17 protein-coding genes, 1 tRNA gene and 1 pseudogene are annotated in these 19,449 nt (G+C 41.0%); 9 read left to right on the forward strand and 10 right to left on the reverse strand.

What is annotated here, in order from left to right; genetic code table 11:
* Positions 1-117: 117 nt before the first annotated feature.
* On the reverse strand, positions 118-462 hold the full coding sequence (locus A0125_RS12405) for a DMT family transporter (RefSeq protein ID WP_317038822.1): 345 nt from the start codon (positions 460-462) through the stop codon (positions 118-120).
* A gap of 767 nt (positions 463-1,229) precedes the next feature.
* On the opposite strand from A0125_RS12405, the gene A0125_RS12410 reads away from it, so the two are divergent.
* The 4 genes from A0125_RS12410 to A0125_RS12425 all read left to right on the forward strand — a co-directional run bounded on the left by A0125_RS12410 (position 1,230) and on the right by A0125_RS12425 (position 4,993).
* Entirely contained in the window at positions 1,230-1,637 is a 408-nt protein-coding gene (locus tag A0125_RS12410) for a hypothetical protein (RefSeq protein WP_066756670.1), read from the forward strand.
* Between the two features lie 207 nt (positions 1,638-1,844).
* Complete coding sequence (locus A0125_RS12415) at positions 1,845-2,771, forward strand: hypothetical protein (RefSeq protein WP_156472542.1); 927 nt, start codon at positions 1,845-1,847, stop codon at positions 2,769-2,771.
* Between the two features lie 526 nt (positions 2,772-3,297).
* Positions 3,298-3,852: an outer membrane beta-barrel protein gene (locus tag A0125_RS12420; protein ID WP_066756676.1), complete on the forward strand. Its 555-nt coding sequence runs from the start codon at positions 3,298-3,300 to the stop codon at positions 3,850-3,852.
* Between the two features lie 205 nt (positions 3,853-4,057).
* The gene (locus A0125_RS12425; protein ID WP_066756679.1) at positions 4,058-4,993 is read left to right on the forward strand and encodes a helix-turn-helix domain-containing protein; all 936 of its coding nucleotides are present in this window, start codon (positions 4,058-4,060) and stop codon (positions 4,991-4,993) included.
* 564 nt (positions 4,994-5,557) lie between these two features.
* Here A0125_RS12425 and A0125_RS12430 read toward each other — a convergent pair.
* Positions 5,558-5,631: transfer RNA gene (locus A0125_RS12430), tRNA-Met, on the reverse strand.
* A 256-nt stretch (positions 5,632-5,887) separates the two neighbouring features.
* Between A0125_RS12430 and A0125_RS12435 the strand changes: the two genes are divergently transcribed.
* From A0125_RS12435 to A0125_RS12450, 4 genes are all read left to right on the forward strand, one after another.
* Complete coding sequence (locus tag A0125_RS12435) at positions 5,888-6,265, forward strand: START-like domain-containing protein (protein ID WP_066756683.1); 378 nt, start codon at positions 5,888-5,890, stop codon at positions 6,263-6,265.
* Between the two features lie 204 nt (positions 6,266-6,469).
* The gene (locus A0125_RS12440; protein WP_317038823.1) at positions 6,470-7,840 is read left to right on the forward strand and encodes an LptF/LptG family permease; all 1,371 of its coding nucleotides are present in this window, start codon (positions 6,470-6,472) and stop codon (positions 7,838-7,840) included.
* A gap of 110 nt (positions 7,841-7,950) precedes the next feature.
* Positions 7,951-9,162 carry a bifunctional 3,4-dihydroxy-2-butanone-4-phosphate synthase/GTP cyclohydrolase II gene (locus tag A0125_RS12445; protein WP_066756686.1) on the forward strand — a complete coding sequence of 404 codons (1,212 nt, stop codon included), beginning with the start codon at positions 7,951-7,953 and terminating at the stop codon, positions 9,160-9,162.
* A 120-nt stretch (positions 9,163-9,282) separates the two neighbouring features.
* On the forward strand, positions 9,283-10,716 hold the full coding sequence (locus A0125_RS12450) for an NAD-dependent succinate-semialdehyde dehydrogenase (RefSeq protein ID WP_262507302.1): 1,434 nt from the start codon (positions 9,283-9,285) through the stop codon (positions 10,714-10,716).
* Positions 10,717-10,750: 34 nt separating this feature from the next.
* On the opposite strand, the gene A0125_RS12455 is transcribed toward A0125_RS12450, so the two are convergent.
* The 6 genes and pseudogenes from A0125_RS12455 to A0125_RS12480 all read right to left on the reverse strand — a co-directional run bounded on the left by A0125_RS12455 (position 10,751) and on the right by A0125_RS12480 (position 15,068).
* Positions 10,751-11,263: an outer membrane beta-barrel protein gene (locus tag A0125_RS12455; protein ID WP_066756689.1), complete on the reverse strand. Its 513-nt coding sequence runs from the start codon at positions 11,261-11,263 to the stop codon at positions 10,751-10,753.
* A 5-nt stretch (positions 11,264-11,268) separates the two neighbouring features.
* Positions 11,269-11,820: a CopD family protein gene (locus A0125_RS12460; RefSeq protein ID WP_066756692.1), complete on the reverse strand. Its 552-nt coding sequence runs from the start codon at positions 11,818-11,820 to the stop codon at positions 11,269-11,271.
* Positions 11,821-11,931: 111 nt separating this feature from the next.
* Entirely contained in the window at positions 11,932-12,969 is a 1,038-nt protein-coding gene (hemE, locus tag A0125_RS12465; protein ID WP_066756694.1) for a uroporphyrinogen decarboxylase, read from the reverse strand.
* A complete protein-coding gene (locus A0125_RS12470; RefSeq protein ID WP_066756697.1) occupies positions 12,969-13,484 on the reverse strand; it encodes a hypothetical protein in 516 nt (171 codons plus the stop codon). Before A0125_RS12470 ends, hemE begins: the two co-directional genes overlap by 1 nt.
* 18 nt (positions 13,485-13,502) lie before the next feature.
* Positions 13,503-14,200, reverse strand: a pseudogene (locus tag A0125_RS12475) (response regulator transcription factor).
* Positions 14,190-15,068: a sensor histidine kinase gene (locus A0125_RS12480; RefSeq protein ID WP_066756700.1), complete on the reverse strand. Its 879-nt coding sequence runs from the start codon at positions 15,066-15,068 to the stop codon at positions 14,190-14,192. Before A0125_RS12480 ends, A0125_RS12475 begins: the two are co-directional and overlap by 11 nt.
* Positions 15,069-15,191: 123 nt before the next feature.
* On the opposite strand from A0125_RS12480, the gene A0125_RS12485 reads away from it, so the two are divergent.
* The gene (locus A0125_RS12485) at positions 15,192-15,893 is read left to right on the forward strand and encodes a YjjG family noncanonical pyrimidine nucleotidase (RefSeq protein WP_066756703.1); all 702 of its coding nucleotides are present in this window, start codon (positions 15,192-15,194) and stop codon (positions 15,891-15,893) included.
* Positions 15,894-16,001: 108 nt separating this feature from the next.
* On the opposite strand, the gene A0125_RS12490 is transcribed toward A0125_RS12485, so the two are convergent.
* Entirely contained in the window at positions 16,002-16,823 is an 822-nt protein-coding gene (locus A0125_RS12490; protein WP_066756706.1) for a 3-keto-disaccharide hydrolase, read from the reverse strand.
* Positions 16,824-16,879: 56 nt separating this feature from the next.
* Positions 16,880-19,387, reverse strand: a complete 2,508-nt coding sequence (locus A0125_RS12495; RefSeq protein ID WP_066756709.1) for an outer membrane beta-barrel family protein — start codon at positions 19,385-19,387, stop codon at positions 16,880-16,882.
* Between the last annotated feature and the right edge of the window lie 62 nt (positions 19,388-19,449).

Consider the following 19,449-nt stretch of genomic DNA (forward strand, 5'->3'; position numbering starts at 1 on the left):
CTTGCACATCATCGTCTATTAATTTACGCGGATGCAAATACACGGTGATAATTTCAAGAAAGACTCTTAGTTAAGGCTAAGAGTCTTTGTCGTAATATATGGTACTCCATATGTCGTTTAAAAAATCTTTAGACCCACGATCCCAGCAATAATGAAAGTCGCCGACAACATGCGAGGCAAACTGGCCGAATCGCCAAAGAACAATATACCGACCATCAAAGTTCCTACTGCACCAATACCTGTCCAAACAGCGTAAGCTGTACCAATCGGAATGGTTTTCTGTGCCATAAAAAGCAGCACTCCGCTTACTGCCATCGAAAACACCGCCATTATAATCCAAGGCAACTTACTAGTTCCGGGGTTTTGTGCCATCTTAAGACCAATGGGCCACCCAATTTCGAAGATTCCTGCAAAGACTAAAGCTAACCAGTTCATATGTTTGTCATTTAAATTCTGGCACAATAATCGTTAAGAATAGGTAGGATTACCAACAAAGAGTTACTAAAGCTGCCACTTGGCTACCCGAAACGTAGGTATAGGTGCTTGATGTGTGTAACTCTAATTAATAATTAGATAAATAGACTTTAACGCTATTTCGCGGTCGTAACATTATCTTTACAGGATAATGTAATAAGGGAAATGATTTTATTTATGTATCTACCCCCAAACAGTACACACGCTCACAAACCGCGTAATGCGAGCAAATGCCAGTTTCAGCACTAGTCCTAAACCACTAACTGCAATTCAATAAGTCGATGTAACGTTTTGGCAAAATAATCGTTTAAAGTAGTAGCGTTCTTGTAAGAGAAACAAACATAGCTAGCACAGTGTACGCTGGGAGATGTAATTGACTTTTAGAACCTTTAGAGATTTTTCTCTTTGAAACAGATGGTGAGAAATGGATCACATTAAAAAAATATAGATAGCCATGCCTCGGTTGCTGGCATCAAATTTATGCAGAAATAAGTAACTATTATTCAGTAATAATGTATTCATTAGCACCTACGAACTGAGTGCCACACTAATTTACTATTATTTATTTTCACAAGACATGTATAGAAGTAGGTCATCATTATGTGTGAAAATGGAGAGGGTCATTCCCACAGTCGAGTTTGTCTAGGTTGATTGGTAAAAATCACGATACAACCACTACGTGATCGATTAACGACAGCACGAAAGTAATAACACGAAATCAGCGCAAAAAACACAAAAATTTATATTTACACATTATGGGAAAAACAGCGATTAAGCAAAACTTCCATGGTATTCTGGAACCGCTCGTAAACTTTGGCCTCCAAAAGTACCACATTAAATCTTTCGAAACTAGAGGACTATTGCGCGAGAGCGCGGGCGGTATACTGTACTCAGGGCAAAGCCGAAAAGAAAAAGAGCTATTGTATGCTTTTCAAGACGGTGAACTGAACTCATGTATACTAATGTTTAATATGCAGGAAGCAAATATTGCTGCAGATGTTGCTCGGTTTTATGCAGAGCGGTACAAGTTGTCAGGTAAGATTGGTGATATGTATATATTCGAGTCACCAGACCAATCGTTTTCGGTAGCTGTATCTACTAACAAAGAGATGGGACTGCATGCTATGTACATTCGGAATCGGCAAAAAACACTCGTGAATTAGTAGCGCTTTTCTTAAAAGTAACGCCAGACTTTACATAGGGTTTTGATTCATCTCGCCCGAGAATCTATTCCCATTTTTTTTTGTAAAAAGTCATTACGAACTCGCTCGGCAAATTTTATAGGTGTCATCTTGACACGTATACTCGTTCTAACTCCATCCGCACTCAACTTCCTACCATATTCAAATGCCATCAATAAAGCCCTATTGATGTCGAAATATCTTCGCCTTCGCGAACGCTACCATTATTTTCGCTATATTAGAAACTACACCATTTTCCTTATTATGCTTAAAAATGTAATCAATCTCCGCTGGACTATTCTATTGTTTTTCCCATTATTCTTTAGCTGTACCACACATTATCTGGCGACGATGCAAGGTGTAGATATGGAAAAGAAAAATACAGATAGCACATTTTATAGTGGAACAGACACATTAGGCATATCGTACGCATTTAATAACGCAGATGGTTCAGTCCGAGTTCGTTTTGAAAACCATGGTGGGCAGTCGATGATCGTCGATTTAACTAAATCCGCTATCGTAATTAATGGCAAATCGCACGGCTTTATCGATGGTAAATCATTTGTACATGGTCGAATTGGAGGCCAAGCCACTACCTTAGATTGGTCTAACGATGGTACTTTTCAAGAAACGACGATCCGTGGTGGCTATAATGGATCAATATACAAAGATGAAGACATCCTCTTCATTCCTGCTAAATCTTACACAGTTGGTTCCTATTCAGGACTACATGAAGATATTTTACAACTATTTAAACAGAACTTCGTTGGTACACGTGGTCAGGTACTGCTTGATTATGACTATGTTCATGCACTTACAGCCGAATATGACAAAGCCCACTCACCTCTCCAGATACGAAGCCATGTTAGCTATGCGCTGCTAAATGTAGAAAATAAGCCGTCTAATTATAGAATAAGCAAACAAAGTTTCTATGCAACAAACCTCATGAGAATACGTGGTATTGGATCAAAACGTATAAGAAAGATGCTAGACACAAGGGCAGATATTACTGGTTTCTCTGTTGGGAACAAATCGGGTGTACTACTCGGTACGATCGCTGTGGTAGGTACAGTAGGCGCGGTATCAGCTTTGGTCGACTCTGGCGAAACACAATAATCTGATAATGCTGATGAGCAATAGCAAAAAATAGCATTTCTTAGCAAACAAAAACTCTCTAAAAAAGAAAAAGCTTCAAGTTTCCTTAAAGCTTTTTCTTTTTTAGAGAGCAGTTTCTGAAAGTACAACCTCGTTGATGATTTCTCACGAACACGTCTCCATGCTACTGGGAGCCGCTAGACTAATCAATGAACGCACCAGGCCGGAGTCCTGACACCTCATTGTAAAAAGAATGACTAACTGTTCTGCTATTGATGACTATGGGTGTACAATGAAAAGTACGGTAAAACCTAGCATTTTTCACAGGCTGAGCCTTGTACGAGGCATCTCTTTTTTACGCGATATGAATAGTTTGTTTTGTGTGTTAAACCACGTTTTAGCAGAAACCGTAGTTTTGGTTGTCAATGCCGTATTTTGGGTATTGATCGGCGCTAGCCCTCCCCTTACTTTTGTATCATGATGTAGCGGAATATACGAGAGTCGCTGCAGCAATTATTGAATAAATTACACTATAAAGTAAAATGTTATGAAAAAAAATGTATTAAAAATTGGTTTCGCTGCGTTGTTAGGTTTGTTTCTTACTAATTCCTTGTCAGCTCAAGAACGTGAAAAGGTACGTTTAAGCGTTGGGCCAGAAGTGTCTCTTCCAGTAGGTAGTTTTTCAGATGCGTTTGATTGGAGTATTGGTGGTTCTATTCAAGCAGACTACGCCATATATAAAAATGATCTTTATGTAACCTTGAATGCCGGATACAACAACTACTTCGCTAAAGATTTCGCAGGTGTTTCTTTTAATGATCTCCAGTTGATCCCTGTAAAAGCAGGTTTGAAATATTTTGTGGCGAAGAATTTCTATGTACACGGTGAGGCGGGAGCATCATTCGTAGCCAATAAAGACGATGTAGGTGCAACAAAATCTGCGGCGTTCGTCTATGCGCCACAGGTCGGATACCTAATCCCAGTTGGTGGTAAAAATTATATCGACGCTGGTGTGCGTTTTGAAGGTAATACCAAATTTACCGACAACGGTAAATCCAATAATGTGTTGGGATTGCGCGTAGCATATAGTTTCGGTTTGTAAAAACCTCAATTTTATTCATGTTAATTTAAACGGCTCTTCCCACAATGGGGTGAGCCGTTCGTCTATACATCTATTGCTACATCAAGAAGAAGAGCGATCCCTTCTTTTTTCACTAATCATATTATATTTCTGTGACTGTACTCTTTTAACAATTGACTAAATTTGTTCGAAAGTCAATTTTTAGGTTTTAAATCGGCATCAAGCCATGCAGAATAATAGAGTTTATAGAATACCAACCTCCGAGATTAAAGACATTACAGATTTAGTTTCTAATCAGCAGACGAGTTTACTTCCCGCTACGTCGAGCATTCTGACGAACGATTCCTTTACGGTGGAGTATCTTCAGGATGGTAAATCCTCCATTACGGAAGATCCAGAGAAGTATGTACTGTGCATGGTCGTGCAAGGCAGCGCTCTGATCGATGGGGCTGATCTGTGGCTTGATATCAGCAGCGGAAGCCTGCTTTGCTCTTCGGGAGGATTGTACTTAAAAGAGTGGACGGATGATTTTTCCTGTTTTGTCATCCATATTAAAAAAGATTTTTTGGAGGAAGTGTTGGCATTTGTTCCTTCGATACAAGATACGATTGATTCCAAGTTTGATCAACCTTTTGTTTTTTTTGTTGCAGAGAATGTCCAAAAACCTATTATTAGGCTTTTTGCCGATATCTATGAGGAGTTCTATAGCGGTAAATTTTTGCGCACGAGTATGCTAAAAGTGTTGTTGGTAGAACTGGTGCTAAAAGTAGTTCGAGCCACCCAGCTTACGCCAGCGGAAGTGGAAGTGGAACACACCACGTCACGTAAAGAATTGTTGGTGAAGGATTTTCAACAACGTGTAGACAAGCACTTTATGACTGTACGGCGCGTAAACCAGTACGCTTCTATGCTATTTGTGTCGGCCAAATATCTTAGCGAAAGCGTGAAGGAAGTGTTGGGTGTAACTGCGTTGCAAATCATACACGACCGGCTTTCTAAAGAGGCCGAATACTGGCTTTCTCAAACGACGCTTAGCGTGAAGGAGATTGCTTTTAAGCTGAACTTTGACAATAGCTCGCACTTCAGCAGATTCTTTAAGCGCTTTGCAGGTATCAATCCGGGGCAATTTCAGCGCCGCGTACAGGTTGCAGCATTGCGCTAACGACATTATGCTCCCTTTTATCTTCGGCCGATGTGGCTTAAGAGAGTAATCTTGAAAGCGGCAGCATTTTAAACTATAAGAGTTCTAACATACGTTAGATAGCATCGTCATGCTTTATCCTTTTATATTTTTAAATTTATCTTATTTGAAAAGCTTAATACGTTTAAAAGTAACTTGTTATTCACCACACAGTATTTAAGATTGCAAAAAGAAGAGTGAATGTGCCACAACCAGTAGCCTTAGTTCGACAAGTAGGTGACCAATTGCAAGTTTGCTATCAATCAAGCATTTGCGTGTGCCTAAGGTAATACAGCTGCATTGCGTCTATCAATATAGCAAAGTAAGCATGTACCACACGATCAACATCGCAGCACAAGGAAGTAAGATAAATCTTAGGCTTCGACAAAACTGCTCACACTTTATTAGATGTATAAAGATACATATAAATACTAATAAACTTAGCGCGATAGAGCAAAATAAAACCTCTTGCTATTGGCAAGAGGTTTTTCGTGTTTTTTAGATACGTCTAAATATCTTAAAATATTCGGCAATATGTAGCCTGTGTAGCGGGGAGCAGGATCGAACTGCCGACCTCAGGGTTATGAATCCTGCGCTCTAACCATCTGAGCTACCCCGCCGTTTTTCGTGTTGCAAATATAGTAATTAGGAATTACTATCAAAGGAAAAATAACAAATTTAGTTCTGAATTAGTTGCAAGATAAAGCAGTTTCATTTTTATCAGAGCGGACATAATGTATCATTAATTTCGCACATAATATACTTTATTTAACAGAATATTTGTGTATTATTACGGGCGGACTAAACCATCCCGTCGATCAGCACCGATGATCGGTAACCGTCCATTATAACGTAATTAATAATTCATCCTAGTGTATGGCAGAGAAAGCAAAATTGACCTTAGAATATGTAGTTAATTCTTCCCCTAGAATATTATTCCCGTATCTGTCTGAACCCAATGAATTGGCTCAGTGGTTTGCCGATGATGTAAATTATGCTGAAGGGATTTACGAGTTTGTATGGGACGATGAATCTTTCAAAGCAAAGCTTGTGCATTCGAAGGAGAATAAATGTGTAAAATACAAATGGCTAGATGACGATCCTTATTATTTCGAAATTGAAATAGTTTTGGACGAATTGACCAATGACGTTGCATTGAGCATTACCGATTACGTCAAAGAAGATAACATAGAGGATAGAAAGTTGATTTGGAACAATTCAATTAGCTATTTACAAAGTGTGATCGGCGCCTAAATTTCTGTACCTTTGTCTTTACTTTTTGCTATTTGTATAGTCTATAAAGAACGTTAGGCGTCTGGTAGGGATGAAGAAGATACACTTACTCATATTACATGCATTTATAAGACCGTTTTTAGTCACATTTACCATTGTGATGTTTGTCTTATTGATGCTCTTTTTGTTTAAGTACATTGATGATCTCATCGGCAAAGGCTTAGAATGGTACACCATATTAGAGCTGTTGGGCTATCAATGTATTGTACAGCTCACTATGCTTTGCCATTATCCATGCTATTATCATCGATCATGACGTTTGGTAATCTGGGTGAAAGCTATGAGCTCGTAGCCATTAAAGCGGCCGGCGTATCGCTTCGCAATGCCATGGCACCGTTATTCATCTTAGTAGGTATTTTTGCTGGAGGTGCATTTATTTTTTCCGATTATACGCTGCCTGTTGTCAACCTTAAAATGGGCACGATGCTATTAGATATAAGAAATCAAAAAGCAGATTTCCTTATTAAACCTGGAGTATTTAACAATAGTATCCCGGGATATTCGATCCGCGCAAGGAGTAAAAGTCAAGATGGCACCATACTGCACGATTTACTGATTTATAACCATACAACCAGCAGTAAAGCTACCAATATCCTAATCGCCAAAGAAGGCTACATGCATAACTCTGTAGACAATCAATTCATGATCTTGCAACTACGAGATGGCGTACAATATGAAGACGCAAGAGCCCGCAATGCGACGAGATATGACGAAAGACAACAATTTACAAGATTTCGTTTTAAAGAGTCTACTCAAAAATTCAGTATGGAGTCTTTTGGCGCACAGAAGACAGATGCAAGTTTGTTTAAGTCGCATCACCAGATGTTAAATCTCAAACAGCTGAAACACTACTCGGATTCTAATCATATACAGCTAGATAGTGTAGGTCATATTATAGCAGAAGATTCCAAAAGAAATATTAACTATTTTACTAACTATTATAACGAGAAACGTGATTCTTTGAAAAAGACTTTGGTCTCAACAGGGAACTATAGCTATCCTGATCTTGATTTGCAGTCGATAAGTGGTGATAAGCGGAATATTTTGAACAATGCCAATAGCCAAGTAAACTACGTGAAAGACATTGCTCAAAACAGAGGTCAGGAATACAAGCTGTATGTTGAAAAAGATATTCGCTATGATATCGAATGGCATCGAAAATTTACGTTAGCGGCATCCTGCTTACTATTGTTTGGAATTGGCGCACCCTTAGGTGCGATCATTCGCAAAGGCGGATTGGGCTTACCTGTGGTGATGGCTATCGTCTTTTTTCTAATATATCATGTAATCTTCACTATCTCGGAAAAAGCGGCCAAAGATGGCAGTTTAGATCCCATAATCGGGATGTGGATGGCTATTATTGTCTTAACTCCACTGGCGATCTTCCTTACGTACAAATCTACGACTGACTCTGCGTTGTTTGATATTGATCAGTACAAGATTAAGGCGCAGAAAACTTTTAACATATTGAAAGAGAAGGTTGAAAGATTTCGAGATCGTAATAAATCTAAAACTGGCTCTGATATAGCCGGATAAAGATTATGACAGCATCCTTATAGAATATCTTCGAATTACCACTAACTTTGTAATGAGTAAGCTAGCATCGCGTGTATGCGCACTAGTTACCATTTTTTTTAAGCAACAACATGAAAGTACAATTAAACACCATAGAGGAAGCCATAGCAGATATACAGGCTGGAAAAGTGATCATTGTTGTCGACGATGAAGACCGTGAAAATGAAGGTGATTTTGTAACAGCTGCACGCAACGCAACTCCGGAAATAATAAATTTTATGGCTACGCATGGCCGCGGACTGATCTGCGCTCCACTCACCGAAAAGCGATGCAAAGAGCTGGACTTAAACCTCATGGTTAATAACAATACCGCCGTGTATGAAACCAACTTTACCGTATCGGTAGATTTGCAAGGTTATGGTTGTACCACCGGAATATCATCATCAGATCGTTCTAAAACGATCTTAGCATTGATCAATCCTGACATTAAAAATGAAGAGCTCGGTCGTCCAGGACATATTTTTCCTTTGATTGCTAAGGATGGCGGCGTGCTACGGCGTACCGGACATACTGAAGCTGCCGTGGACTTAGCGCGGCTTGCAGGTTTTGAACCTGCTGGTGTGTTAGTTGAGGTATTAAAAGATGATGGCGAAATGGCTCGCCTTCCCGATTTATTAGAGGTAGCCAAACGTTTTGATCTCAAGATCATCAGTATCGAAGACCTGATTCAATACCGTTTGAAGTACGATTCGCTAATAGAAGAAGTTGTACAAGTCCATATGCCCACCAACTGGGGCGACTTCCAATTAAAAGCTTATCGCCAAAAAAACACTAATGAAGAACATTTGGCTTTAATAAAAGGTACTTGGGAACCTGACGAACCTATAATGGTACGTGTGCATAGCTCTTGTATTACGGGTGATATCTTCGGTTCTTGCCGATGCGATTGTGGCCCACAATTACACAAATCAATGGAGCTCATCGAGCAAGAAGGTAAAGGTGTAATCGTGTATATGAACCAAGAAGGACGCGGTATCGGCTTGATCAACAAATTGCAGGCTTACAAATTGCAAGAACAAGGAATTGATACCGTAGATGCCAATATTCAGCTTGGCTTCAAACCAGATCTTCGCGATTACGGCGTCGGTGCTCAAATATTACGCGCATTAGGCATTACTAAAATGCGCCTACTATCTAACAACCCGACCAAACGTGCTGGTCTTACCGGATATGGATTAGAAGTGGTAGAAAATGTGGCAATAGAAATTGCACCGAATGCGCACAATGAATTTTATCTCAGAACAAAACGAGATCGAATGGGTCATAGCTTAAAGAATATTTAATCAAACAAAAAGGACGAAAGCGTCCTTTTTTATTTTACAATAGTTTTGCTTTGCAACAGTTTCTGATGCGGATGTTCCTCTATCCGCTTGATACCGTAACAACTTATAAGAGTAAGGATCATGATGAAAAATACTAGGTTAATTGAAAAAGCGTATCTACTTGGTGAATTCGTAGATACAAAAAATAAATTTGACGTAATCAATCCTGCATCCAATACCAGTATTGGGCAAGTGCCCGATCTACCTTTGGACCAAGTGGAAGCAGCAATCGCCTATTCCGACAAAGCATGGCAAAGTTGGAAAACCACGCCGATCGGAGAACGCAGCCAATTGTTGCATCAATTATATCAGCTCACATTAAAACATCGTGAGCAACTGGCCGAAGTGATGACCTTAGAAAGCGGCAAACCCTTACAAGAATCCTTAGTTGAAGTCGATTATGCTGCTTCGTTTATCGTATGGTTTGCAGAAGAAGGCAAACGTGCTTATGGCGATACGATTCCATCGGTCAGTACTCGCAATAGATTACACACTATTAAACAAAGCGTAGGAGTCGTAGCAGCTATTACACCATGGAATTTTCCATTAGCAATGCTCACACGCAAAGTCGCTCCAGCATTAGCAGCAGGCTGTACCGTGATTTTAAAGCCGGCATCACAAACGCCGTTCACGGCGTTGGCTTTTGCCAAGTTAGCGCAAGATGCAGGCATTCCAGCAGGTGTATTTCAAGTTGTCACGTCGACCAATAGTAAAGCAGTAGGCAAATTATTAGCTTCTCACGACCTGATTCGTAAAATTTCATTTACCGGATCTACCGAAGTTGGGAGAACGTTGATGGAACAAGCCGCCAGCACGATCAAACGAACTTCTATGGAATTGGGTGGTAATGCGCCTTTTATTGTGTTTGACGATGCCGATATTTCTGCCGCCGTAGAAGGCGCAATAGCCGCCAAATTTAGAAATGCTGGACAAACCTGCGTTTCGGTGAATCGCTTTTATGTGCACGATGCTGTTTATAATGAGTTTGCTGATGCATTAACTCGCGAAGTAAGCAAGCTGAAAGTAGGAAATGGTCTAGACGAAGGTGTAAAAGTTGGTCCACTGATCAATGAGAAAGCAGTTGAGAAAGTACAAAAGCATGTGCAAGATGCGCTAGATCATGGCGCAAAAGCGAAAACTGGTGGAAAGCATTTGAAAGGCAACTTCTTTGCCCCGACGGTGCTTACAGATGTGGCTGCGGATAGTCTAGTAGCGAGCGAAGAAACGTTTGGTCCTGTATGTGCCCTATTTCGCTTCCACACAGAAGAAGAAGCAATACTGGCTGCAAATAATACACCATTCGGGTTAGCCGCGTATTTCTACAGCGAAAATGTACGGCGCTGTCATCGCGTTAGCGAACGATTGGAGTCTGGAATGGTTGGGGTAAATACCGGTATAATTTCTGACGCCTCGGCTCCGTTTGGCGGTGTGAAGCAATCCGGCGTTGGTAGAGAAGGCTCACATCACGGATTGGATGAATACCTAGAAATAAAATACATTAGCTACGGCCAGTAAAAGAAAAAAGCACCTTTAGAGGTGCTTTTATTCTTTACCAAATATGGTAGCGCAAACCGACCATCACAAAGTGCGGCCGATCATCCCTAAAACGCACTTCAGATTTTAGCTTATAGCCCGCATATAATGATAGCGCTACATCTGGCACATAGTAACTAACACCTACCTGCGCATTGAGCGTAGTACGTTGATGATAATCTTCATTTCGAATATTATTGTCGTCAAAACTAAGAATACGATCGTATTCACTGGCCGCTCCACCACCGGCAAATACATTCCAATTGTTGGTGGTACGATCCAAAAACGTATAGATATAGTCTGCTCCAAAGGCGGCAAAATCTTTCTGGCCATGCACCAACACTTGTACACCATGATGCAGTTCAAAATCATATTTACCTTGAATACCAAACGTCCCTCTGCCCCGCTCTCCAAATTCTGGTGCTTGCAAATTCATATCACCATAAAATCCAAAAGCCCAATCGTGTTCCTGTGCCTGCACAGTAGACAATCCGACAATAGCAACCAGTAATAGTAGTAGTTTTTTCATGTTATTTAGTTTTGATCTTGCGCCTTGCGCGCCAAATATCTTTTGTACGTTTTTATACCGATCATGAGCAGAATAGCTAACCCAACCAATCCACCAACTCCATACATCCACTGAAATGCAGATTTGAGAACCACAATGAATACGATGGCAAAAAGAAATATCGTCGATACTTCATTCCATAAGCGCAATTGTGCGGATGTCCACGTTAGCTTCTCATTCGCCAAGGCAAACATCATGCGCTGACATATGAAATGATATATGGCCAAGCCAGCAACAAAACCTAGCTTCATTTGCATCCAACCCATCGCTAATAATCCGGGATTTACCCACAGCATCGTCAATGCAGATGCAAACACCAGATACATCGCCGGCGTTGTGATTACCCACCACAATCGGCGTTCCATGATTTGAAATTGCTGATGCAATACACGATAAACTTCTGGCGATTTGGCTTTTGCCTCTGTATGATAGATAAAAAGACGAGGCATATAGAATAAGCCCGCCATCCAGCAAACCACGAAGATGATATGTATCGACTTAGCGTAAAGATATATCATGACCGTATTTCAAAGTGCAACGTGGGGTGCTCGTGTATAGTAATCGACCAATCACACAAGCACCCCACGTTGGTATAACAATAATTTTTAAAAGTCGTTTGTACGCTTTGCTTAATATCTGAATTCTTTTACGACTTCGATCGCGTATTTCACATTATCAAATGGAATATCCGGCATAATACCATGACCCAAATTGAAGATAAAGCCATCGACACCGCGCATGCGCTCAAACAATTGCAAGATCTTCTCGCGAATTACTTTTTTATCCGCATACAATACGAATGGATCCAAGTTACCTTGTACCGCGATATTCGCTGGTAAAGCTTGCTTGATGTTTAGCAGATCCGCATTCCAATCGACTGAAATTACATCTGGTTTGGCCTCAGCCATTACTGGCGCAAATACCGAACTTCCCTTGCAGAAAGAAATCACCGGGATATCCTGTCTGTTCAATTTGGAGATAATGTATTTGTTGTAGTGGTGCGAGAACTCATGATAATCATTCCACGATAGTGCCAAAGCCCAGCTATCAAAAAGTTGAATCGCGTTTACGCCAGCAGCGATCTGCATATTCAAATATTCCACCGTGACATCGGCTACCTTTTGCAAAATAGCATGTGCCAGCTCAGGCTCATTGTTTAGCATGAGCTTCGTTCTTTTGAAATCTTTGGAAGAAGCGCCTTCGACCAAGTAGCTCAAGATAGTGAATGGAGCACCTGCAAAACCAATTAACGGAATACTTTTATCCAAACGCTGTTGAATCACCTTGATCGCATCGGCTACATATTGCAAACGATCGATACAATCTACCGACAAACGTTCCATATCCGCTACCGTACGCACTGGATTAGCAAAACGAGGACCAACACCTTGCTCAAATGAAAGATCACCTCCCATCGCTTCTGCTGTGACCAAGATATCAGAAAATAGAATAGCGCCATCAATACCCAACAAATCTACTGGCAACATGGTAACATCAGCGGCGATCTCTGGTGTTTTGCACATTTCTAAAAAGGAATACTTATTCTTGATTTCCCAATATTCTTTCATAAATCGCCCAGCTTGGCGCATCATCCACACAGGCGGACGTTCTGTTTGCTGCGACCAAGCAGCACGGAGTAGCAAATCGTTTTGTAAGGTATCTTTCACTATATATGTTTATTAACTTCTGTTCTTATTTTTTCGACAATACTTTGCTGGCGCGCCGTTAGTTTCAATTTCTCAGCGACGTCCAAATAACCCACTACGCGTTCGTAGTCTTTTTTGCGCAAATTGATATTCGCTAGATTGACCAATACCATCCCTTTTTCATAATCTTTTCGCCATGGCAACCGCGAAGCCAATTGAAAATGATACTCTGCTTCTTCAAATCGCTCTTCCTTTAGCGCAATATTTCCCATCATAAATTCGTAGAAATTACGACGACCTTTGCGCAAGCGATCCGGATTATCAATCTCAGCAAGCAACTTTTTGGTGTTTTCGTAATCCTGACGGTGAAAAGCTTGCGTAGCAAGGTACACCGTCCCTTCGCGTAGATGACTCCATAGCAAATAAGCTAACGCACCGGCTAAGTACACGATAATGTTGTACTGCTGCACGGTGATGGCATATACAATAAATGTACATATGATCCCTGCCGCGATTAATCTCCCTCTGGTATTCATAGGTATTAGGGTAGCTTTCTAATCCATAAACTTGTATCCTACACCACGGATGGAGTGAAAGTAGGTTGGTCGTTTCTGATCTGGTTCAAAATATTTGCGGAATGTCAGGATAAAATTATCAATCGTACGGGTAGATGGATATACATCGTAGTTCCAGACTGTCTCCAAAATCTGCTCACGAGATACTGCTTCATTGCGTCGTTCGATCAACAATTTGAGCAACATCGTTTCTTTTTTGGTTAAAGAAGTGATCGTTCCGTCGGCATGATGCAATTCGTACGAATTGAAGTAGATCGTTTTGTCACCGATCACATACGAGTTCAGCTCTTTGAGATCATCGCCCTTCATGACCCGACGAATCAAGTTGCCTACACGTAGGATTAGCTCCTCAAGGTTGAATGGTTTTACCAAGTAATCGTCAGCCCCTTTTTTTAGTCCGGTAACGCGGTCTTCACTACTGTTTTTCGCAGTTAAGAACATGATGGGTACTACGGTGTTTTGCAAACGGATCGTTTCTGCCACTTGAAAACCATCAATCTCCGGGATCATCACGTCTAAGATGACCAAGTTGAACCGTTCTTCTTTGAATATTTTTAAGGCTTTTTTCCCATCGGTAGCGGTGGTTACTCGGTAACCTTCCATTTCCAGATTTAGCTTGATCGCCTCCAACAAATGCTCTTCTCTTCGACTAATAATATACGTTGCTTAGCTTGCATAATTTCCAAAATTTACTTCAAAAATACTTCCATTTGGTGTATTGTCTTTCACACGGATCGCAGCTTCATGCTTTTGCAATACAGATTTTACTATATATAAACCCAATCCTGTCCCTTTAGTTTTGCGAGTTGCCTCGCTACCTACTCGGTAAAACTTGTTGAATATCAATTTCTTCTCTGCATCTGAGATTCCTTCTCCGAAATCGGCCACCTCTAATACAATACCTTCGTCGCGCTGCTCCAGAATAACATTGATGTGCGCGCAAGGCGGAGAATACTTGATAGCGTTCTCGACCAGATTACTCACCACATTGATGATGGCAAATTTATCGGCATGAATCATCAGACCCGATTGTATGTTGGCTACGATAGCTTGTTGCGATTTACATGCGTTCTTCTGCAAGCGATCTACCACATTGTTCACGATTTCACTGAGCTCGAAGTTTTCTTTTGGAAAACTAAATGTCCGGCTTTCTAATTTAGTGGCCAATAATACATTTTCGACCAAGTAATCTAATCGTTCAATATCTTTTAGCGAGTTACCTAGAAATACCTGCTGCTGTTCTCTATCTAAATCCCTTTTCAAGATGGTTTGCAAATACAGCTTGACGGATGCTAAAGGCGACTTCAATTCATGGGTAACGGACAACAAAAAGTTTTGCTGTTGTTGGTGGTAATTGCGCTCGCGTTGCAAATGATTTTTAAGACGTATCACAGCCATAATAAAGATGGCCAAAAAAATCATTCCCTCGCCGATAATCATGCCCATGCGCTCAGGCACGTATTTGACAAAAATATAACCCCAGCTAATAAGCTGACACAAGGCGTAAAAAGCTAATACGTACAACCAAAAAAGGGCTCTCTTCATCTCAATAATTGAACAACAACAAAAATACTTAAATAAGCGATCATAAGAAAATTAGCTATGCTTTATGACAGAAAGAACAGATAGCCCATACTTCATTACTGGAGACTGATGTATCTTTGCACTATGTTTACTCATAAAAAAGACATTTTCTTTGATCTGGATCACACTATTTGGGATTTTGACCGCAACGCAACCGAAACTTTACAGGAGCTGTACGTAAAGTACGGATTTGATGAACTATGCGGTCATGCGGCTCCCGACAGCTTTATCACTGCATACACGAGCAACAATCACCGGCTTTGGGGGCTGTACCATCATAATAAGATTGACAAACCAACACTGCGTCGCCTGCGCTTTGAAGATACATTCACTGAGTTGGGTATCGATCCTAATTTGTTTCCTTGGGATTTTGAGGAGGAATATTTGGCCGTTTGTCCTAATAAAACGCATTTGTTTCCGCATGCCCACGAAACACTATCGTACCTAAAGGATCGTTATACTTTGCATTTGATTTCTAATGGTTTTCAGGAAGCTTGCGAGCGGAAATTGGCCGGAAACCAGCTGGCTGATTACTTCGACACGATTACCATATCAGAATTAGTTGGTATAAATAAACCGGATGCGCGGATTTTCCAGCATGCGCTTCATGAAGCAAAGGCAGCTAAGCAGGAATCCATCATGATTGGCGATAATCTAGATGCTGATGTGCGCGGCGCACAGAATTTTGGAATGGACGCTATCTTTTTCAATCCGCTCAGCGCAGCTGTACCAGACGATATTGAGCATAGCATTGCGGATTTGAAAGAACTGCAAAGATTGTTTTAAAGCTTCTATCAACAGCTATCTGTTTAATTAGACAATAAAAGCAGCAAAAGAAAAAGGCTTCTTCACGATGACGTGAAGAAGCCTTTTTCTTTTGCAAATTGTGAGCTATTACAACACCTTTACAGTGATGTTTCTCATCCATACTTTATCGCCATGATCTTGAAAACCAACTACACCAGATTTGCTCTTACCACCAACATTGTTCAGCAAGTGAAATGCCAATGGCCATTTAGCTTCGCTAAATTTACTTGCTTGCAACATTTGCGTCCATTCTGGAGTCCACAAAGCGTATTCTACTACTTTTTCATCGTTTTGGTAGTGGGTTACTTTTCCTTTATTAACGACGATTTTTGCTCTGTTCCATTGCTCGAATGGGAAACCATTTTGTGGCTTTGCTGGAATCATGTCATATAGTGAGCCTGATTTTCTGTTACCGTCTACTCCCATTTTAGCATCGGGGTGATTCTCATTGTCCAACAATTGATATTCTGGAGAAGAAATGTAGATGGGTTGTCCTTTCACTTCTTTGGCTAAGAAGAAAGCTCCAGAGTTACCTGATTTAGCTACTTTCCATTCAAATTCGAATTCGAAATTTTTCAAATCTGCTGCAAAGATGATATCGCCACCTTCTGGATTTTGCACACCGTCAGGCTTTGGATTGAAGTGCAATGTACCATTATCGATAGTCCACTTGCTAGGCACATGATCTTTAGCATACCCGCGCCATCCTTCAAGTGATGTACCATCAAAAATTACATGTGCTCCTGCGGAGTTTTTCTTAAATGACTTAACATTAACCATCGGTAATTCGAGTACCTCATATTCTGGTACGTTAGCCTCGTTTGTCATACTTTTTTTAGATGAACATGCCGAATGTGACATCATCATAACTACGGCTCCCAATACACCGAAAATTTTGTTCTTATTCATAGATTTATAAAATTTTATTCAAAGTAAGTAAAGCATTTCACAAACGGAAATTTAACTTAAAACTCTCCACCACCCATTTCTTCTGGGCCACTACCATTACGTTGGTCATCTCGTTTGAAAAGGTCTTGAACACCAAAGCGATAGGTAAATGTGAGTGTTAGCATTCGGCGGTTCCACCTGTTGGCCATAGCGATAGTTCGGTCTGGCAGAAAACTTTCCATCTCAAATCTTCTGGAGTTAAATACATCACGCACATTGAAAAGAATACTTCCTTTGTTGCGCAACACATCTTTTTTAAGTGCCATATCGACTCCCCACATGGCATTCATACGGCCTTGCGGACGCTCTCGACCGCTACGGTAATCGCCACGCATTTGCAATGAAAATGTAGGCATAAACTTCACATTGGTCATCAAGTTTCCATCCCAGTTAATGGTATTAACACGGTTTAGCCCCACTCCTTCTATATTTGGAGTAATGCGATTGTTGAATATATTGGCATTAGCCGTCACATCCCACCAAGGTGCCAGATCTACTTTCGAAATTAGCTCCAAACCGGCGTCATTGGATTGCCCGACGTTTTCCCATACAAAGTAAGATGCATTCTGAAACTCCTGCGGAAGATCAATTTCGGAAGGATCCCTTTGTAACGGATTGATCATATCGTTGGTACGGCGGTAAAACAATGTACTCACAAAGTTCCAGCGGTTATAAGATTTGGAGAAAGCTACCTCTGCTGCGTGAATATCCTCCGGTCTTAAGTTTGGATTACCTTGACGCAAATTGGACTCATCCGATGCGCTAATAAATGGATTTACTTGCCAACCATTCGGCCGACGGATACGACGTGAATAACTTACCTGAATTTTATCTCCTTGGCTACCTACTTCATAGGTTAGGTATGCGCTTGGGAAAAGTCGGAAAAAATCAAACCCTCCCTGAGTAGCGGGGCCAGTCCTTGGCACTGCCGTTTCAGACTCTACTTCGTAATAAGTGGATGTGAGTTGCATTTGCTCACCACGTAAGCCAATTTGTGCTCCTAATTTGGATGTCAGCATACGCTGATAATTGGCATACAAAGCGTGCACTTCATTTTTAAGATCAAATTCGTTACTGAAGAGGCCGTCGAGATTTAGATTCCCGGTATTTTCGCGATCTACAAAAGAATATTGCGCATCTTCGGAAGTACGTATAATCGAGCGATATCCGGCTTCAAATTTATGGTTTTCACCTATCGGCAATAGGTAGTCAATTTGCGCATTCCAGTTTCTTCCCATCTCCGTCGTGAGGTTCTGGCGTACGATATCTAAACGAGAGCCAGCAAAGATTTCATTAAAATCATTGGTACCATCTTCTGTACTGTAGCCATAAGAAGCATTGGCCGTGATCTCTTCTCCAGGTCGATTGAGTACTTGACGGAAGTCGAATTGTAAATCAAAACCCAAATCGTCTTCGTACTGCTGCGACACCCGGCTACCTGTAGGGCCATTTAGCGGAATGTTGTTGTATTGATATTGTAGCTCTTGCCGACGATTGTTGTCACGTAGGCTAAGGTTTCCGGCAAGACTGAATGTGGTCTTATCTGTCATGAAATAATCGCTACCCAATCTTACCGTGTGGTTTAGGCCTGTACGTCGAGAATCATTTTCGGAAAATATGCGACGCGGTGCTTCCAGTTCGCCTGTGTTGTCTCTGTATATGATGTTCTCATTAAAACCATCCCCACGGTTTACACGCCGGTTGAAATTGTAGCTACCAAAATGGTTGAATTTATTATCCCGGTAATTCAAGGTCGCGCTACCCATAGCATTACCAAAAGATCCCCCAGTCGCATTCAGCGATCCGTTGAAACCGATACGAGCGTTTTTCTTCAACACAATATTGATAATACCTGATTGGCCTTCGGCATCGTATTTTGAAGATGGGTTGGTCATGATCTCCACTTTGTCAATCACTTCTGCTGGCAGACTTTGCAATAATGCCGCAATATCTGACCCTGCCATCGCCGACTCTTTGCCATCAATCAGAATTCGCACACTGGAAGATCCACGTAAGCTTACCGTTCCATCCTGATCTACTTGCAGCGTAGGTACATTAGCCAATAATTCACTCGCTGTACCGCCCGCACTTACTAAAGACTGCGATACATCAAATATTTTTCGGTCGATACCGATTTTCATATCTGGTGTACGGCCTTGCACGGTAACTTCGGAGATCACCTTACTCTCTGTATGTAAAAAAACGGTATCTATTCTGAGTTGTTGACCAGCGGTCAATGAAACATTATCTTGCAGATAATCGTCGTACCCGACATTGGAAATACGCAGGGCAAATGTAGAAGCATCTAAATTGTCAATGGCAAACTGGCCATTTTGCTCACTTTGAGCACCACGTAAATAGGCTTTAGTAGTTTGCGTCAGGATATTGATGCTGGCGCCTGCAATAGGAGCTTTGGTCTCTGCATCAACAACGATACCGCGTATTTGAGCTTTTTGTTGCGCTTGTAATAATACTGGTAGGAGTAATAAAACGGCGCTAAAATTTCGGATTAAGAGCATGTTCATAAGTTTCGTATAGCAAAAATGGGCATTTGCTAGCGTAACTACGAGCACGTAACCGCATTATT

This window comes from Sphingobacterium populi (assembly GCF_001586775.1).
Taxonomy (GTDB): domain Bacteria; phylum Bacteroidota; class Bacteroidia; order Sphingobacteriales; family Sphingobacteriaceae; genus Sphingobacterium; species Sphingobacterium populi.

Coding starts and splice junctions, on each gene's coding strand:
- A0125_RS12480 (WP_066756700.1), bottom strand. CDS start 15,068: ATGAAGAGAGCCCTTTTTTGGTTGTACGTATTAGCTTTTTACGCCTTG.
- A0125_RS12455 (WP_066756689.1), bottom strand. CDS start 11,263: ATGAAAAAACTACTACTATTACTGGTTGCTATTGTCGGATTGTCTACT.
- A0125_RS12420 (WP_066756676.1), top strand. CDS start 3,298: ATGAAAAAAAATGTATTAAAAATTGGTTTCGCTGCGTTGTTAGGTTTG.
- A0125_RS12495 (WP_066756709.1), bottom strand. CDS start 19,387: ATGAACATGCTCTTAATCCGAAATTTTAGCGCCGTTTTATTACTCCTA.
- A0125_RS12425 (WP_066756679.1), top strand. CDS start 4,058: ATGCAGAATAATAGAGTTTATAGAATACCAACCTCCGAGATTAAAGAC.
- A0125_RS12435 (WP_066756683.1), top strand. CDS start 5,888: ATGGCAGAGAAAGCAAAATTGACCTTAGAATATGTAGTTAATTCTTCC.
- A0125_RS12415 (WP_156472542.1), top strand. CDS start 1,845: ATGTCGAAATATCTTCGCCTTCGCGAACGCTACCATTATTTTCGCTAT.
- A0125_RS12490 (WP_066756706.1), bottom strand. CDS start 16,823: ATGAATAAGAACAAAATTTTCGGTGTATTGGGAGCCGTAGTTATGATG.
- A0125_RS12410 (WP_066756670.1), top strand. CDS start 1,230: ATGGGAAAAACAGCGATTAAGCAAAACTTCCATGGTATTCTGGAACCG.
- A0125_RS12460 (WP_066756692.1), bottom strand. CDS start 11,820: ATGATATATCTTTACGCTAAGTCGATACATATCATCTTCGTGGTTTGC.
- A0125_RS12450 (WP_262507302.1), top strand. CDS start 9,283: ATGATGAAAAATACTAGGTTAATTGAAAAAGCGTATCTACTTGGTGAA.
- A0125_RS12445 (WP_066756686.1), top strand. CDS start 7,951: ATGAAAGTACAATTAAACACCATAGAGGAAGCCATAGCAGATATACAG.
- A0125_RS12440 (WP_317038823.1), top strand. CDS start 6,470: ATGGTACACCATATTAGAGCTGTTGGGCTATCAATGTATTGTACAGCT.
- A0125_RS12470 (WP_066756697.1), bottom strand. CDS start 13,484: ATGAATACCAGAGGGAGATTAATCGCGGCAGGGATCATATGTACATTT.
- A0125_RS12485 (WP_066756703.1), top strand. CDS start 15,192: ATGTTTACTCATAAAAAAGACATTTTCTTTGATCTGGATCACACTATT.